Source organism: Providencia sp. PROV200, assembly GCF_049901995.1.
Lineage (GTDB): Bacteria > Pseudomonadota > Gammaproteobacteria > Enterobacterales > Enterobacteriaceae > Providencia > Providencia rettgeri_E.
The window spans coordinates 1018163-1035035 of record NZ_CP096307.1; the positions used below are offsets into that span (position 1 = coordinate 1018163).

A 16873-nucleotide genomic window follows, 5' to 3' on the forward strand; every position below is an offset into this window, starting at 1 on the left:
ACGTTTACCGTCTAAAAACAGTAAAAATCATCAGTAAAGATAAACCACCGCTATAAATTATTTATTGAGACGGCGTTCAATGGCATCCATTAACATACCGGTAATGGAGATATCAAATGCAGCTTCAATTTCCCGTGCACATGTTGGGCTAGTCACGTTAATTTCGGTTAAACGGTCACCAATGATATCGAGGCCAACAAAGATTAAGCCTTTTTCTTTTAATGTTGGTGCAACGGCTCGTGCAATGGCCCAATCACTTTCACTTAAAGGACGCGCTTCCCCGCGCCCACCTGCAGCAAGGTTACCTCGGGTTTCGCCTTGAGCTGGAATTCGCGCTAAGCAATAAGGAACAGGTTCACCATCAACAACTAAGACACGCTTATCACCATCTTTAATTGCCGGCAGAAAGTTTTGTGCCATGCAGTAGCGAGAGCTATGTTCTGTTAGCGTTTCAATAATCACACCCACATTTGGGTCATCTTGCTTGAGGCGGAAAATCGAAGCGCCACCCATGCCATCTAGTGGTTTAAAAATGACATCGCCATGTTTTTGGTGGAATTCTCTCAACTTTTGTGGGTTGCGAGTGACTAATGTGTCCGGTGTTAGCTCAGCAAACCAAGCAGTGAAGAGTTTCTCATTGCAGTCACGTAGGCTTTGTGGTTTATTCACAATTAAGGTGCCAGCTTGCTCCGCTCTTTCTAGAATATAAGTCGCATAGATAAACTCAGTATCAAAAGGCGGGTCTTTACGCATTAAAATGGCATCAAGAGAACTTAGCGCAATATCTTGCTCTCCTTGAAACTCATACCATTTTTCTGGGTTTTCTTCGACCGTCACGATTTTGGTTTGTGCGCGAGCTTCACCTTGGTGTAAATACAGGTCATTCATTTCCATATAATGGATTTCATAACCACGACGCTGAGCTTCCAACATCATTGCAAAACTGGTGTCTTTCTTGATTTTGATGGATGAAATAGGATCCATCACTATACCGAGCTTGATCATTTTTTCTCCTTACCCCAGATCACCTAAGCGCACTTGCAGTGCTGTGATAGCGGTTAGCGCAGTCGTTTCTGTTCGTAATACTCGAGGCCCTAACAGTATATCGGTAAATTGATAATTTGCTGTCATGGCAATTTCGTCTGCTGACAAGCCACCTTCAGGGCCAATCAACAATCGTACTTTCTTCAGTTCAGTGGGTAACGTATTAATACTTTCTGTTGCCCTTGGGTGCAAATTGACTTTAAACGCGCCGTCATTTTCCGCGCACCAGGCTTCAAGGGGTTGCACTGGGCGAATTTCTGGAATTCGGTTGCGGCCGCATTGTTCACAGGCTGCAATTGCAATTTTTTGCCACTGCAGTAATTTTTTTTCGAGCCGTTCACCGTCTAAGCGAACACCACAACGTTCTGATAATAAAGGTGTTATTGTATTAACCCCGAGTTCAACAGATTTTTGGATGGTAAATTCCATTTTTTCCCCACGAGACATGACCTGCCCAAGGTGTAAATCGAGTGGGGATTCTCTATCGTCAATTTGGCTATTTTCAATATGCACGAATACATTTTTTTTAGTAGCTTCAGTAATTTCAGCGCTAAAGATCTGATTGCTGCCATCAAAAAGTTCGAGTTTTTGGCCCGCTGTCATGCGTAGTACCCGACCTACATGGTTTGCAGCATCATCACCAAGAGAAATCGTTGTCTTTATTTGAAGAGGCTCAGGGTGATAAATGCGTGGAACGCGCATAGTTTTTCCTTAGTACAGACTGGGTTAATAAATAATATAGCTTTGATGAATATGGGGGTTGAATTGTTAAACTCAAGCACTGCTACCTAGTTTATAACGAAATACTGGCCTTTTATAGTATGTCTGTGCCATAAGGGACATCATTAAACAGTAATGAAAGTGAACTAAGTGATAATAATATTCGAATAAACCGACTTTAATCTACGGAATTAAAGTGTTTGGACTAGATGAAATTCACAGTATATTTATTTTTATCTCCATAAAGGAATAAGGAGTTAATATGAAGGAACTAATCTGTGTTTTAATATCATCGGTTATATCTATTATTGCACCATCAGAGCAACTCACCCCATCGTGTCAAAATGAATCTGGTATCTATTTCATTGATTTTGTTTATATTTTCTTTTGTTTTTTTATGTTGTTAATATCGATTTTCTTAACTAAAAAACTGCTCATCTATTTGCCGGTTGTTTGTTTTGATAAATCGGCAATCATTATGAAAAACACTATTTTGTTTCTAATATATAGTGCGTTAATTTCTATAATATATTTGGCATCTAATGATTTTAGAATGATTTTATTTTTAATTTTATATATTAATTTAATAATTCCATTATTTATCATTGATAATAAAATAGGTTATCTTCCTGATATCCTGACATACCCATTATTATGGTTGGGGCTGTTATATCAAATCCATTTGCCGAATGGGAATGTCGTTTCCGCTATTTATGCGGTGTTACTCGGTTACTTAGTGATGCTAATGGTGGTGACATTGGTTGAGAAAAAAACGCATCAACCACAAATGGGAAGAGGGGATTTTAAACTCGTTGCAGCTTGTTCGGCCTGGCTTGGGGTTTGGCAATTACCTTACTTTCTGGGGGTTGCCGCAGGGGTGGGGCTATTACAATACTGGGTAACCTATGGGTTATTGCCTAAAATATACACAAAGAAGCAACAGACAAACCTAGCTGATTTTGAGGGAGCATCTTTGGTACAAATAGCTAAAGAAACGAAGACAATCCCATTTGGGCCTGCGTTAATTATTAGTGCTAGCGTATGGTTGTATTTATCAATAAGGGAATACTGAATAAAAAAACAACCATACGTGCATACAGGAAAGGGAATTTATTAAGATGCTGCAGTGACTAAAGAATCTAAAAACTGCTGCCACTTACTCGGTTCACCAAGGTAATTTTGTAATGGAACGCGTAACCATTTATCTTGCTGTTGTATCAACAGCGTTGGGAAACCGGAAGCCCCTGACTGTGCTAACAGCGCCTTACTGCTTCCGATGTGGGCTGGAGTTTCATGCTGTTCACATTCGCTGTAGTCGGACACATACTGGGTGACATCAAGGCCAATCTCTTTTGCGAGGTCGAGAAGTACGTCAGCATCTTTAATGTGGCGTCCTGAAACATAGTGCGCTTTTTGGATGGCTTTAAGCATATCAAAGCCTTTGCCTTGCTTGGCTGCTGCTAATATCGCGGTTTGTGGTGGTGTTGAGTCCATAACCAAATTAGGTTCGTGTAGCATTTTTATGTAGCCATCGCCAAACTCTTGCACAGTCATTGATGCAATTCGTTTATCGGATTGCAGGATATATTGGCGAAACTCATCATCTAAGTGTAAGCGTGCATTACCTGCTAACATGCCACCACCGTGCATTTCAATATTAATATTTGGGTGTTGGTTGGCAATTTCGACTAAAGGTGCGGCAGCGTAACACCAGCCGCAATAAGGGTCATAAATATAGTGTAGGGTGATGTTGCTCATAATCGTTCTCTTGGTTTGCTATTTTTAAGTAATTTGAATTAAGTTGTATCATTATCATCAAAAGATTAATACCACGATCATCCAGTTAAATCAGCCAAATTGTTTTGGGTAAGTCATTCAGTGAGTAGATGCGGGATATACTCACTGAATGGCTGGAATAGTGAATATTACTTGGTTATTGAGGCCATTTCATTTCGCCTTTAATGACTTTCGCACTAAGCTCTAAACTTGATTTGTCATCTAATTGTGGATACTTCGCTGTAACTTTTTGGATGAGTTCATCTGAGTTTCTACTTGTTTTATATGCACTTTCAAAGTCCTGTAAATATTTTTGAGTGAAAGAAACCGTCGTTACATCTAATTTAGACGCCCCCGTAAAGTGGCCGGGAACAACGGTTGCTGGGTTCAGAGCTTTGATGTCTTTTAATGTTTGTAGCCAATTTTTGCGTGACTCTTCTGTTTGGGTATCCGCTACCCATACATGAATATTGTCAGAAACAATAACGCCACCCACAACGGCTTTTAATGATGGAACCCAGAGATAAGTTCTATCTGGTGACACGCCATCAAGGCCTTTAATTTCAAGTTTTTCGCCATCAACGGTGAAGTAGTCTCCTTTAATAACTTCAGGGACGATAACATGGGCAGGGGCTTCATCTTTTAATACACCGCCCCAGTAAGCCAGCTTGCCATCTTTAGTGGCTTTAATGGCTTCAACTGTGTTTGCTGTTGCGATCACTTTAGCCTCTGGGAAGGCGTTTGTTAGGGTATCTAGCCCAAAATAGTAGTCTGGGTCAGAATGGCTAATGTAAATCGTAGTTAATTTTTTATTGAGTTTTTTAATCTTATCAACCAATTGTTGTGCATCATTTTTTTGAAACTGTGCATCAATCAACACCACTTCACTTGAACCGCTAATTATTTCAGAGGAAACTGGAAATACGCTGTTATCTCCAGGGTTATAAACATCTAGTGTGAGTGTTTCAGCTTGGGCCAGATTTATCGTTGTGGCAAATAGCGCGGTTGCCGCTAATAAGGTCAATTTCATGTTGTATCCTAAAATGAAGTTATACAGAAAAGTTTGTTTTGCATGTCGTGTATACTAAATTGCAATGATGAGATGAAAAACCCCATAATTAGGTGTTGTTTGTTGCATAACTCGGTCAAATGAGAATGGTATGGATAGATTAAAAGCGGCAGAAGTATTTATTACTATTGTTGAACAGGGCAGCCTAAGTGGAGCCGCAGAAAAACTGGATATGTCTAGAGCGATGGTGACACGCTATTTGTCGGAAATGGAACAATGGGCGGGAGTACGTTTATTAAATCGCACCACACGGAAATTAAGTCTAACTTCAGCAGGGGAAGGGGTATATCAACAATCTTTGCAACTTAATGCGATTTCCCAAATGGTGCCTGTGCAGCAAGAGCTTGATGCAAAAGCATTATCTGGTTTAGTGCGTATTAGTTGTTCACAATCAATCGCCCAAAGTGCGCTCTCTGTGGCTATTTCTGAGTTTATGAAGCTCTACCCGAATATGGCTATTGATATGCAAATATCGAATAAATCGGTTAATTTGATAGAAGAACGAATTGATTTGGCTATCCGTATCACAAATCAATTGGAACCGAGTTTAATCGCAAAACCCTTGTCAACTTGCCATTCTGTCATTTGTGCTTCACCTGACTTTTTAAAAGGAAAAAAACAGCCTGAAAAGCCAGAGGATTTAGTTTTGCTTGATTGCTTAACCTACAATTTTTTTGGTCGTAGCTTATGGGTATTTGAAAAAGCAGGCGTGCAGTATAGTGTATTAGTTGATGGGCGCTTAAGTGCTAACGAATCCGTATTTCTCGCTGAAGCAACATTGCAAGGCGCAGGTGTCTCTATGCAACCTTATTATTCAGTTGCTAATCATTTGGCTTCAGGGAAGTTAGTTCAGTTATTACCTGAATATACGCCAATGCCGCTAGGTATTTACGCTGTGTATACTAGTCGGCAAAAAATGCCAACCGCCCTGAGGGTGGTGATTGATTATCTGGCCAATTGGTTTGAAACTTCACCTCACTGGCAGTTATTGATGCAACAGCGCGGAAGTTAGCTGGGTTTTTATTTGATTAAAGTTATCCTCTAAATGTTGAGTAAAAATATTGGTCAATTGTGATGAGGGGCGGTGAATAGGCCTTATCAAGCTAACAGTAAAAGGAATCGAAAAACTGAGTGGGCGCAGCGCTAACTTCCCAGCGGATTGTTGGTGAAAATCTAATGCAGTTAACGGGTTAACAATAGAAACTCCAATCCCTTTTAGTGCCATGGCGCAAATGGATGATGCCGAATGCGTTTCCATGACCATTTTGCGTTCGACGTGATGTTCCGCAAAGGTTGAGTCAATTAACTGACGATAGCTGTCAGTTAATGACAGGCTAATAAAACGTTGGCCTTGAAAATCGCTGGGGGTTAACACGTCTTTTTGGGTTAAAGGGTGGCTCGCCGGTAAGACACACACTTCATTTAAACTTCCCAGTGTTTGTTGTTCAGTTCCTGGTGGCATTTGTAGATGCTCTGTTAAGCCGAAATCGTAACGTTGGGCTGACAACCACTCTTCTAGTACAGGGGACTCTTGTGGGATCACCGTGATACTGACATCAGGGTAGTTTTCCATAAATGACTGGCAAACTTGGGGTAATAAAGATTGGGCGAAAGCCGGTAGACAGGTTATCGATATTTGTGCATGTTCGAAGCGGCGGATGGTTTCTGCTGAATTTTTAATGCGTTCCAAGCCATAATAAGAGCGTTCAACCTCTTCAAGAAAGCGTAACCCTTGTGCTGTTGGCTGTAAACGTCCTTTGACCCTATCGAATAACTTAAACTGTAAAAGGTATTCTAAGCGAGCAAGTTCACGGCTGATAGTCGGCTGTGAGGTGTTTAGCAGCGCAGCGGCTTCCGTTAGGTTAGGGGTCGTCATTACTGCACGGAATATTTCGATGTGCCGCCATGAAATGGCTTGCATAAAAAGTCCTTAAATAAAGTCTATATCAAATATGAATAGACTTTAGCAAAATAGATATTTTTTTTCCCGTATTATTCTTTGAATAATAGCTTTTAATATAATAAAAACTTGCAAACGAGAAAGACAATGACTTCATTCGCAACGACAACAAGCCAATATTTAACCCCTGAGTATTTACGCGCATTACCTGAGCAGTATGGTAGCCCTGTTTGGGTTTATGATAGCGCGGTGATCATTGAGCGTATCAAGCAATTACAAGTTTTTGATACCGTGCGCTTTGCACAAAAAGCGTGCTCGAATATTCATATCCTGCGCTTAATGAAGCAGCAAGGCGTTAAAGTCGATTCCGTTTCCTTAGGGGAGATTGAACGTGCGCTGGTGGCAGGGTTCCAGCCCGGGCGTGAAAACTCAGAAATCGTCTTTACAGCGGATGTGCTCGATAGGGCGACATTAGCGAAAGTCACTGAGTTAGATATCCCTGTGAATGCTGGCTCGATTGATATGCTTGAACAAATTGGCGAGCAAAAAGCTGGCCATCCTGTTTGGCTGCGTATCAACCCTGGTTTTGGTCACGGTCATAGCCAAAAAACTAATACTGGCGGCGAAAATAGTAAGCACGGTATTTGGCATGAAGACTTATCTTTAGCGTTAGAAAAAATTCGCCATTACAATTTGTCATTGATTGGTATTCATATGCATATTGGTTCTGGGGTTGACTATCAACATCTTGCCGATGTATGTGATTCTATGGTGGCGTTAGTCACAACCGCAGGGGTTGACCTTCATGCCATTTCAGCAGGTGGCGGGCTATCAACACCGTATCGTGAAGGCGATGAATTAATCGATGTGCAGCATTATTACAGCTTATGGGATAACGCTCGCCAACGTATCGAACAACACTTAGGACACAAAATTGAACTTGAAATAGAACCTGGCCGATATTTGGTTGCGGAATCAGGCGTATTGTTAGCTGAAGTGCGAGCCGTTAAAGATATGGGTAGCCGCCACTATGTGCTTGTAGACAGTGGTTTTAATGATCTAATGCGCCCAGCAATGTATGGCAGCTATCACCATATTTCAGTATTACCCACGGATGGACGTAACGTTGATGGGGCTCAACTAAAAGACACTATTGTCGCTGGCCCTCTGTGTGAATCAGGAGATGTATTTACCCAGTTAGAGGGCGGTTTAGTGGTAACTCGCGCTTTACCTGAGGTAAAAGTTGGCGATTTTCTGGTTTTTCATGACACTGGCGCTTATGGTGCATCCATGTCATCAAACTACAATAGCCGCCCATTATTACCCGAAGTGATGTTTGTGAATGGCAAACCACAATTGATTCGCCGCCGCCAGACGATAGAGGAATTATTGGCGTTGGAGTTGTAATTTAAATAATTCCTCAAAAAATTAATGGGTCCAGCTATTAAATAAATGGCTGGATTTTTTTGTTTTTAATTAAGGTTAAAATTACTCTTTTAGGTTGTTTACAATACTTTTTTATATGTAAAAATAAATTTGTTTTCTTTTAATGATTGGTTTTATTTAAATGAGAATAATATGAAATTGATGATTTTTATACTTGGCTTAGCCTTTTTAGAGTGTAAAGCTAATGGTTTTAAAAGAGATATCATTATGCCATCATATAGGATGTTATCATTTAATTATGATAGTAAGTATTTAATATATGAACCATCTATTAGTGATGAGTACCCACCACCAAGAAATGAAAAAGATTTCTTTTTGTTAGTTGAAAAGGCTGCATCAGGAGATTCAAATAGTAATTTATTATTATTTAAATTATTCCTTAAGGATTCTAATTGCAAGTATTTTGATTTTAAACCGTCGATACCTAATTTCATCTGCAAAAAAGCTGTTAATTACTTAATTGAATCAGTTAATATAAATCCTGATAATAATATGGCGTTATTTGAAATGAGTAAACTTTATCATAAAGGGGTTGTATTGAATAAAAATGAAAATAAAGCAAATCTAATTCTAGATAAAATAATAAAAAAAGGAGGGAGAGATTCTGTATTAGTCTGTGACTACTTAGTTGAAATTACTCTTTTTGATGATGATGGAAATATAAAAAATATTGATAAATCTAGATATTATGCAGATATTGGTGCTAAAAATGGTAGCGAAAAATGTAAAAAATATCTCAATGATATAGATAACTATATGAGAAATTAATAGAGATAAAAGGGGGGATGTATGGATGTTAAAGAATATATACCAGAACATTATTTACAAAGCGTAAATGAAGGTGATAGTCGATTGTTTGAATTAGATGATAATGGTTTCTCTAGCTATGGAGGACCTAGCTTTACTATATTTGTTTCTCCGCCAGATAGCCAATATATAGATGTTGTAGGTGATAATACAAATATAGGGGATTCTTCTTTTGGTCATGTGTTTATTGGTCTTAAAGGCACAAATCCGGAAAGTAACCAATTTGAAAGCGTATCTATAGGTTTTAGTGCTGGTAATAGTTTTTTGACCAATACGGATAATATTTCATTCGATGATCATAATAAGTATTCAGAAGCATCATCTTTGACAATTGTGGGACAAGGACCTGTGTTTGATAATGATTTAAATAATAATGGAGTGGAAACTTTACCATATGATTTTGGTGTGCTATTTAAATTTAATGGAGAGCTAAAAAAAACCGGATGGGTTTCTCCCAGTGATGCATTATTGGTAATGGATAAAAACAGTGATGGTAAAACGCAGTCTGAAGAATTATTAGGTTTGAGTAAGGCCGGTATTTCATCTATAAGCTTAAATAATGAATTAATGACTACAATGAAAAATACACTACCATTTTTAAAATCAAATAACGATCGCGTATTTAATGGGTTAATATGAAATGGTTATTGGTTGTGCTAGTTTTTATTCTCAGTGGATATGATTCATATTCATACAGTGAAAATTTTTTACAAAGTAGTGACGTGAAACCTCCGTCGTATAGGATGCTTGCTTTTTCTACTAATAATATGAAGTATGAAGAAGAGAAAAAATTTTTTCAGGCCATGACACCAATTGAGACAGCAGAGAAATTTTATCTACTCAAAAATAAAGTAGATAAAGGTGACGCCAAAACCCATTATCTTTTATTTTTATTATATTTTGATGATTCGACCTGTTCTGAAAAAAGTCTAGTCAATTTAAAGCGAATTGCAGATGAAAATTGTTTAATTGGTTTAGAATATTTAAATAAAGCTGTAATGATTGATCCTAATTTCCAGCTGGGTTTATACCGATTAGCTTACTTTAATAATCACGGAGTTGGTGTGGAGATTGATTTGGATCAGTCAATAAAATATTGGGAAAGGTTGATAGAAACTAAAGGTTATTACCGTCTATTAGCGTTAGAGGCCGCCTCTGAAATCTATTTTTATGAATTTGGAAAAATAGACAAAGCAAAAGAGTATCTAACAATTTGTGCAAATGAAGGTGGGGAGATTTGCCAATTTAAGCTAGGTGACTGGGATAATAAAATTAAATTACGACCTTATATATTAGAGGCTAAACAGCGAAAAAACTCCCCGAGTACGTAGAAAATTGATGTACAATTTACACTAATAAAAAACTCAAGGGGCGAATAACTCCTTGAGTTTTTTATTACTTAATAATCAATCAAGCCGCTTTCTTTTTCTTACTGGTTTCTTCATTTGACGGCTCATTTGGCGACTTTTTTGTAGGAAGTACACCCAGATCATCAAATTCAAACTCATCGACATTAATTGTCCGTAATCGACTTGCTTCTGCTCTACGCAAGATATCGGCTTCTTCTTGCGTAATCACATTTTCAGGAAGTAATTGGTCAGCAAGCTTATCTAAGCGAGTAAAGCTGAGCTTACGCTCTTTTAAGCGGCAAATACGTTCGAAAATAGGTTCAGCGGCAATGATATCCAGCAAGGCTTGGTTAACTAAGCCATGAGGGTTGTTTTCCGTAGGTGTTAAATACTGCCCACGGCCCAATCTGTCGCGCGTTTCTGATGGCTCCATCAGGATTTGAGCCAGTTTATGGTCTAGTCGGTCTGATGGTGTCGACATCGCACGGCCAGTAGGGAACAGTGTGATGCGCATGATCCCGGCAACCAATTTGTTAGGGAAGTTTTTCAGGAGGTCATCCATCGCTTTTTCTGATTGATATAAACAATCTTCAACCGCCCATTTCACTAACGGTAAGTCTGCTTTCTGGCGACCTTCATCTTCATAGCGTTTTAAAGTTGCAGATGCGAGGTATAAGTTACTTAAAATATCCCCTAAACGTGCTGAGATACGTTCGCGGCGCTTCAAGCTACCACCTAACACACCCATGGCAACATCGGATAGCAATGCTAAGTTGGCACTTTGGCGGTTTAGCATTTGATAGTAACGACGTGTTTCATCTTTGGTCGGAGCATGACTTCCACGGCCATTGGTCAAACCAAGCCAGAAGCTACGGAATTGATTACTAATTACATGACCAATATGGCCAAATACGGCTTTGTCGAATTTATGTAAGTTATTATCCTGTGCTGCGGCCATTTCTTCTAATACAAAAGGATGGCAACGGATAGCCCCTTGGCCAAAGATAATCATACTGCGGGTGAGGATATTTGCCCCTTCAACCGTAATGGCGATTGGTGCGCCTTGATAGGCTCTAGCAACAAAGTTTGAATCCCCAAGGCAAATGCCTTTACCGCCAGTAATATCCATGGCATCAATAATGGCGCGCTGGCCTCGGTGCGTACAATGGTATTTAACAATAGCAGATAGAACAGCAGGTTTTTCACCTAACATAATCCCAGAGGTAATGAGAGTTGCCGCCGCATCCATAAGATAAGTATTACCCGCAATGCGTGCTAATGGCTCTTCAATTCCTTCCATTTTACCAATGGGTAACTTGAATTGGCGACGAATATAAGAGTAAGCTCCCGTTGCGATGGCAATACTCTTCAAACTACCTGTTGAGTTAGATGGCAATGTAATACCACGGCCCACAGAAAGGCACTCAACCAACATTCTCCAGCCTTGGCCTGCCATTTTTGGACCACCGATAATGTAATCGATAGGTACAAAAATATCTTGTCCGCGGGTAGGGCCATTCATAAATGGAATATTTAGTGGGAAGTGGCGATGACCAATTTCAACTCCTGGGGTGTTGGTTGGAATTAATGCACAGGTGATACCAAGGTTTTTCTCACCGCCTAATAGCTTATCTGGGTCTGAAAGTTTGAATGCGAGGCCTAATACGGTGGCAATTGGCGCTAAGGTAATATAGCGTTTGTTCCATGTTAAACGCATTCCTAATACTTGCTCGCCTTGCCATTCACCCATACAAACAACACCTGAGTCTGGGATAGCACCGGCATCGGAACCTGCTTCAGGGCTGGTTAGCGCAAAGCATGGAATTTCTTCACCCGTCGCTAAGCCAGGTAAATAACGTTGTTTTTGTTCGTCAGTACCATAATGTTGCAGTAATTCGCCCGGGCCTAATGAATTTGGCACACCTACCGTGATAGCAAGAATACCAGACACGCCTGCGAGCTTCTGTAGAACCTGTGACTGTGCATATGCAGAGAACTCAAGGCCACCATATTCTTTTTTGATGATCATAGCGAAGAAGCGGTGATCACGTAGGTACTGCCATACTTCAGGTGTTAAGTCCGCAAGTTCATGGCTCACTTCGAAGTCATTGACCATGCCACAAACCGTTTCAACAGGCCCATCAATAAACGCTTGTTCTTCTGCCGTTAATTGAGGTTTCGGGTAGTTGTGTAGCTTGTTCCAATCAGGAGCACCACGGAAAAGATCACCCTCCCACCAAGTTGTTCCCGCATCAATCGCTTCTTTTTCTGTACGTGACATCGGTGGCATGACTTTTTGGAACATTTTCATCGCACGAGCGGAGAAAAGAGATTGGCGGACTGGGCTGAATACAAAAGGAAATAATACCAAGGCGACTGGTAGTAACAGCCAGTAGCTCCAAAGGTTCATGGCGCCCATCACTGCGGTGTAGGCTAATAACAATACTGTGCTAAAAATTAAAGCGGTTCTGTGATAACAAAGTACGCCGATTAAGGCGAGAAATAACACAATGCTGAGAAGGATCATAATTAAGCTCCCATCCACTTGTAAGAGGTCTGACCTGTTTGTTGCTTTAATCTATACCCATTAATAAAGAGTTAGCAATATATTTACATCTTAATTACAACTTAGCTCACAAAAACGTCATATAAAGGAAGTTATCGTCGGAATTTGTTTTATTGGCTCTATAAAAAGTAAGGTGATTGGTTATGAGTTCCGATGAACTTTGTCGATAGGATCAAGACAGCACAATCAAAAGTAGAAACAAAATTATCCCTGTGCAACAATCTGACTATTAAAGATTAATTACTGATATCTATTTGAGTTTTGCCATGGAGCGCTATTTTTCTTTTAGGATAATTTGGATATGAATTAATCGTACTTTCTATAATGTATTCTTAATTAAGAGGAAATCTCATGTATCAAGACTTAATCCGTGGTGAGCTGACAGAAGCGGCCGAAACGTTATCGAATTTTCTTAACGATGATGCCAATATCGCTGCTATCCAACAGGCCGCAGTTCTACTCGCTGACTCTTTTAAAGCGGGTGGCAAAGTATTATCTTGTGGTAATGGAGGATCTCACTGTGATGCAATGCATTTTGCTGAAGAATTAACAGGACGTTACCGCGAAAATCGCCCTGGCTATCCTGCGATCGCAATATCAGATGTAAGTCATATATCTTGCGTGAGTAATGACTTCGGCTATGAATATGTGTTTTCACGTTTTATCGAAGCTGTAGGTATGAAAGGGGATGTTTTACTCGGAATTTCTACCTCTGGTAATTCAGGAAATATCATTAAAGCGATTGCGGCTGCACGTGAAAAAGGCATGAAAGTCATCACGCTAACAGGTAAAGATGGCGGGAAAATGGCCGGCACCGCGGATATCGAAATTCGAGTCCCACACTTTGGGTATGCCGACCGTATCCAAGAAATTCATATTAAAGTTATTCATATCTTAATTCAGTTAATTGAAAAAGAGATGGTGAAATAACAGTTATTACTGTTTCAGGAGTTTTTAAATGTGCGAGTTACTTGGCATGAGTGCCAACGTTCCAACCGATATTTCGTTTAGCCTAAGTGGGTTAATTTCCCGAGGTGGGCAAACTGGCCCACATAAAGATGGCTGGGGAATTACCTTTTATGAGGGGCTCGGGTGTCGCACATTTAAAGATCCCCAACCGAGTTTTGTGTCACCAGTCGCTCGCTTTGTGCAGGAATACCCGATTAAGTCAGAAAGTATTGTTGCTCATATTCGCCAAGCAAACCGAGGGGATGTGTCGTTAGTAAACACTCACCCCTTTACTCGAGAGCTATGGGGGCGCAATTGGACGTATGCGCACAATGGGCAGTTAAAGGGATATCGCACACTGAAAACTGGTCGCTATTGCCCGATAGGTGAAACCGATAGCGAATGGGCATTTTGCTGGATACTTCATCAACTCAGTGAAAAGTATCCACGCAGGCCATCGAATTGGAAAAGTGTATTCCGCTTTATTGCGACCTTAGCTGACCAATTGCGTCATAAAGGTGTGTTTAATATGTTGCTGTCTGATGGGCAATATATGATGGCATTTAGTTCAACGAATTTACATTGGTTAACGCGCAAGGCACCATTTGGTAAAGCTAAATTACTTGACCAAGATATTGAAATCGATTTTGAGCAATGCACGACACCTACTGATGTCGTTTCTGTTATTGCTACGCAACCACTAACGGGTAACGAAAATTGGCAGCGAATTGAACCTGGCAACTTTGTCTTATTCTATCTTGGTGAGCGCATATTGTGATTTAGACCCTAACAATTTTGTTGGGGTTTCAGTTTGGTCAATAACTGCATATTTACCGAACGCGACAGACACCTCGGCGGGTCTTCCTGTACGGTTGAAATAGTCGTAAGCAGGTTGGAGTTGTTTCCAAAAGCTATAGTGGCTGGAATTGCGGTAGCGCAGCATATTTTCATTTGTCATTCTAAATGGATAAATGCTGACGTTAATGACAGGTTGGCCACTGAGTAAGGCCGTTTCTACTCTTTGGTAAATTTCTCCCATATATTTATCCGTCATGGCATAACATCCTACAGAAACGCAACTGCCATGGATCATAAGATAGCTACCGTTATAGCCTTGTGCTTTATCAAACTCATTAGGAAAACCAATATTGATAGATCGGTAATACCGACTGTTAGGATTGAGCTGTTCTGCTGTAATTTGATAAAATCCTTCCGGGCTTTTCAGGTCACCCTCAATTTTTTTGGGACCTAGCCCGCCTGAAAATTTACAAATTGGGTACGTTTTCGATAACTCATATTTTCCTGATGGCGTTTTTTGATAGAGTTCTAATAAACCTTCTTGCTTAAATATTTGAATAAAAATAGATGTGTTTAGGTTATCAGATACGTTATTGTTAAGTAGAAATGAATAGTTACTCGCCTGAATAGCAGGGGAATATATGAGTGTAAATAAGAAAATTGCACTAAAAAATTTACTTAATTTCATATTTAAGCCATATCACGAAAATGTTATTGAATAAAAAGAGTACATATTTTATGCATTCTAGATGAGTAAATCGGAAATTAATATAGTTTGTTAATAGTTTTTAGATGGACCTTTGTTGCTTAAAAAATAAACATTAGTCGATAAATATGAGCTAAAGCATCGATAATAACGAATTGTTAACAGAAAAATTTAAATATTAATGCAATTTGCTTGAACTATGTCACTTCTATAGCCGGACATAGCGAGTGGGAACTGATAAAATTATAGTTGGCAGAAGATAAAATTTAGTAACAATTATGTGAGAATACCTGCTTAAGTGATGACAATTGCTTGAGCTATTTTTTATTTAATGAGTCGCTATCATTCATTGCTGAATCGTTAGCTTAGGGTTTAACTGATAAACTTGTGCAGATCTTATGATTAAAATTAAAAAAGGCCTCAACCTTCCTATCGCAGGTGAGCCAGCCCAAGTGATAGAAGACGGCCCGAAAATTCAACACGTAGCTTTGCTAGGTGAGGAATATGTCGGAATGCGTCCTTCGATGCTGGTTAAAGAAGGTGAGCGTGTAGTTAAAGGACAGGTTCTTTTTGAAGATAAAAAGAACCCAGGGGTTTTGTTTACAAGCCCCGCCTGTGGTCAAATTATTGCGATTAATCGTGGTGAGCGTCGTGTGCTTCAATCTGTTGTCATCGAAATTGATGGTGACGAACAAGAAACTTTCGCAGCTTATACTCGTGATGAGCTATCAACGTTAACTCAACAGCAAGTTGAAGATAATTTGATAAAATCGGGTATGTGGACATCTTTAAGAACGCGTCCATTTAGCCGTTCACCTCAGCCTGGTTCTTCACCTGTCGCTATTTTTGTCACTGCAATGGATACTAACCCACTTGCAGCGGATCCTGTTTTAGTTATTCAAGAGCAAGAACAAGCATTTAACGATGGGCTTTTGGTTTTAAGTCGCTTAACGGAAGGTAAAATCCATGTGTGTCATGGAGAGGGAGACTTACCGAAGAACACAACACATAACCAAATTTCTTATACTCAGTTTGCAGGGCCGCATCCTGCTGGTTTAGCGGGAACTCATATTCATTTCTTAGAACCTGTTAGTATTAAGAAAAAAGTTTGGAGCCTTAATTACCAAGACGTTATTGCTATTGGTAAGCTATTTGTTACGGGTCACCTATACACAGACCGCGTAATTTCATTGGCAGGGCCACAAGTTGAAAAACCACGTCTTCTGCGTACTCGCCTAGGTGCTGATTTATATGAATTAACACAAGGTCAGCTTAAAGCAGGTGAAAACCGTATTATTTCGGGTTCAGTCCTTTGGGGCGTGACATGCGATGATACTCATCACTATCTTGGTCGTTTTCATAATCAAGTCTCAGTGTTAGCCGAAGGTCGCGATAAAGAATTATTTGGCTGGATTATGCCTGGTGTTAATAAATTTACGATTACTCGTACCACAATCGGGCACTTCTTGAAAAATAAACGCTTTAATTTTACAACGACAATGAACGGTGGCGAGCGTTCGATGGTACCAATTGGTAACTACGAGCGAGTCATGCCTCTTGATATCATGGTCACTCATTTATTGCGCGATCTCCTTGCCGGAGACACTGACACATCACAAGAATTGGGCTGTTTAGAGTTGGACGAAGAAGATTTAGGTTTATGTACCTACGTTTGCCCAGCGAAATATGAATATGGTCCGGTATTACGTGATGTTCTGACCAAGATTGAGCTAGAAGGGTGATT

The 16873-nt window shown here is 39.8% G+C and carries 16 protein-coding genes; 9 read left to right on the forward strand and 7 right to left on the reverse strand.

Annotated elements, in window-relative coordinates:
- Window positions 1–57: 57 nt before the first annotated feature.
- A complete protein-coding gene (gshB, locus tag M1E86_RS04445) occupies window positions 58–1005 on the reverse strand; it encodes a glutathione synthase (protein WP_213912877.1) in 948 nt (315 codons plus the stop codon).
- 9 nt (window positions 1006–1014) lie between these two features.
- On the reverse strand, window positions 1015–1746 hold the full coding sequence (gene rsmE / locus M1E86_RS04450) for a 16S rRNA (uracil(1498)-N(3))-methyltransferase (protein ID WP_125893682.1): 732 nt from the start codon (window positions 1744–1746) through the stop codon (window positions 1015–1017).
- Between the two features lie 571 nt (window positions 1747–2317).
- Here rsmE and M1E86_RS04455 point away from each other — a divergent pair.
- Complete coding sequence (locus tag M1E86_RS04455; RefSeq protein ID WP_248467748.1) at window positions 2318–2836, forward strand: prepilin peptidase; 519 nt, start codon at window positions 2318–2320, stop codon at window positions 2834–2836.
- Between the two features lie 41 nt (window positions 2837–2877).
- On the opposite strand, the gene M1E86_RS04460 is transcribed toward M1E86_RS04455, so the two are convergent.
- Window positions 2878–3522: a DsbA family protein gene (locus M1E86_RS04460; RefSeq protein WP_213912876.1), complete on the reverse strand. Its 645-nt coding sequence runs from the start codon at window positions 3520–3522 to the stop codon at window positions 2878–2880.
- 175 nt (window positions 3523–3697) lie between these two features.
- Window positions 3698–4570: an MBL fold metallo-hydrolase gene (locus M1E86_RS04465; RefSeq protein ID WP_213912875.1), complete on the reverse strand. Its 873-nt coding sequence runs from the start codon at window positions 4568–4570 to the stop codon at window positions 3698–3700.
- A 130-nt stretch (window positions 4571–4700) separates the two neighbouring features.
- Between M1E86_RS04465 and M1E86_RS04470 the strand changes: the two genes are divergently transcribed.
- Complete coding sequence (locus M1E86_RS04470) at window positions 4701–5621, forward strand: LysR family transcriptional regulator (RefSeq protein ID WP_213912874.1); 921 nt, start codon at window positions 4701–4703, stop codon at window positions 5619–5621.
- Here M1E86_RS04470 and M1E86_RS04475 read toward each other — a convergent pair.
- Window positions 5595–6530, reverse strand: a complete 936-nt coding sequence (locus tag M1E86_RS04475; RefSeq protein WP_213912873.1) for a LysR family transcriptional regulator — start codon at window positions 6528–6530, stop codon at window positions 5595–5597. The two genes, M1E86_RS04470 and M1E86_RS04475, sit on opposite strands and share 27 nt — an antisense overlap.
- A gap of 126 nt (window positions 6531–6656) precedes the next feature.
- Here M1E86_RS04475 and lysA point away from each other — a divergent pair, with 126 nt between their 5' ends.
- The 4 genes from lysA to M1E86_RS04495 all read left to right on the forward strand — a co-directional run bounded on the left by lysA (window position 6657) and on the right by M1E86_RS04495 (window position 10093).
- A complete protein-coding gene (gene lysA, locus M1E86_RS04480; protein ID WP_112307884.1) occupies window positions 6657–7916 on the forward strand; it encodes a diaminopimelate decarboxylase in 1260 nt (419 codons plus the stop codon).
- Between the two features lie 171 nt (window positions 7917–8087).
- Window positions 8088–8723, forward strand: a complete 636-nt coding sequence (locus M1E86_RS04485) for a sel1 repeat family protein (RefSeq protein ID WP_213912872.1) — start codon at window positions 8088–8090, stop codon at window positions 8721–8723.
- A 21-nt stretch (window positions 8724–8744) separates the two neighbouring features.
- Window positions 8745–9401 carry a hypothetical protein gene (locus tag M1E86_RS04490; RefSeq protein ID WP_213912871.1) on the forward strand — a complete coding sequence of 219 codons (657 nt, stop codon included), beginning with the start codon at window positions 8745–8747 and terminating at the stop codon, window positions 9399–9401.
- Window positions 9398–10093: a hypothetical protein gene (locus M1E86_RS04495; RefSeq protein WP_213912870.1), complete on the forward strand. Its 696-nt coding sequence runs from the start codon at window positions 9398–9400 to the stop codon at window positions 10091–10093. The genes M1E86_RS04490 and M1E86_RS04495 overlap by 4 nt, the downstream gene beginning before the upstream one ends.
- Window positions 10094–10172: 79 nt before the next feature.
- Here the strand turns inward: M1E86_RS04495 and fadE are convergent, their stop codons facing one another.
- Complete coding sequence (gene fadE, locus M1E86_RS04500) at window positions 10173–12638, reverse strand: acyl-CoA dehydrogenase FadE (protein WP_319863439.1); 2466 nt, start codon at window positions 12636–12638, stop codon at window positions 10173–10175.
- Window positions 12639–13028: 390 nt separating this feature from the next.
- Between fadE and lpcA the strand changes: the two genes are divergently transcribed.
- Entirely contained in the window at window positions 13029–13607 is a 579-nt protein-coding gene (gene lpcA / locus M1E86_RS04505) for a D-sedoheptulose 7-phosphate isomerase (RefSeq protein ID WP_125893661.1), read from the forward strand.
- 28 nt (window positions 13608–13635) lie between these two features.
- Entirely contained in the window at window positions 13636–14403 is a 768-nt protein-coding gene (locus M1E86_RS04510; protein WP_213912868.1) for a class II glutamine amidotransferase, read from the forward strand.
- On the opposite strand, the gene M1E86_RS04515 is transcribed toward M1E86_RS04510, so the two are convergent.
- Window positions 14374–15111, reverse strand: coding sequence for a L,D-transpeptidase family protein (locus M1E86_RS04515; RefSeq protein ID WP_213912867.1), 738 nt, complete (start codon window positions 15109–15111; stop codon window positions 14374–14376). The genes M1E86_RS04510 and M1E86_RS04515 overlap by 30 nt on opposite strands.
- 416 nt (window positions 15112–15527) lie before the next feature.
- Between M1E86_RS04515 and M1E86_RS04520 the strand changes: the two genes are divergently transcribed.
- The gene (locus M1E86_RS04520) at window positions 15528–16871 is read left to right on the forward strand and encodes a Na(+)-translocating NADH-quinone reductase subunit A (protein ID WP_125893655.1); all 1344 of its coding nucleotides are present in this window, start codon (window positions 15528–15530) and stop codon (window positions 16869–16871) included.
- The last annotated feature ends 2 nt before the right edge of the window (window positions 16872–16873 follow it).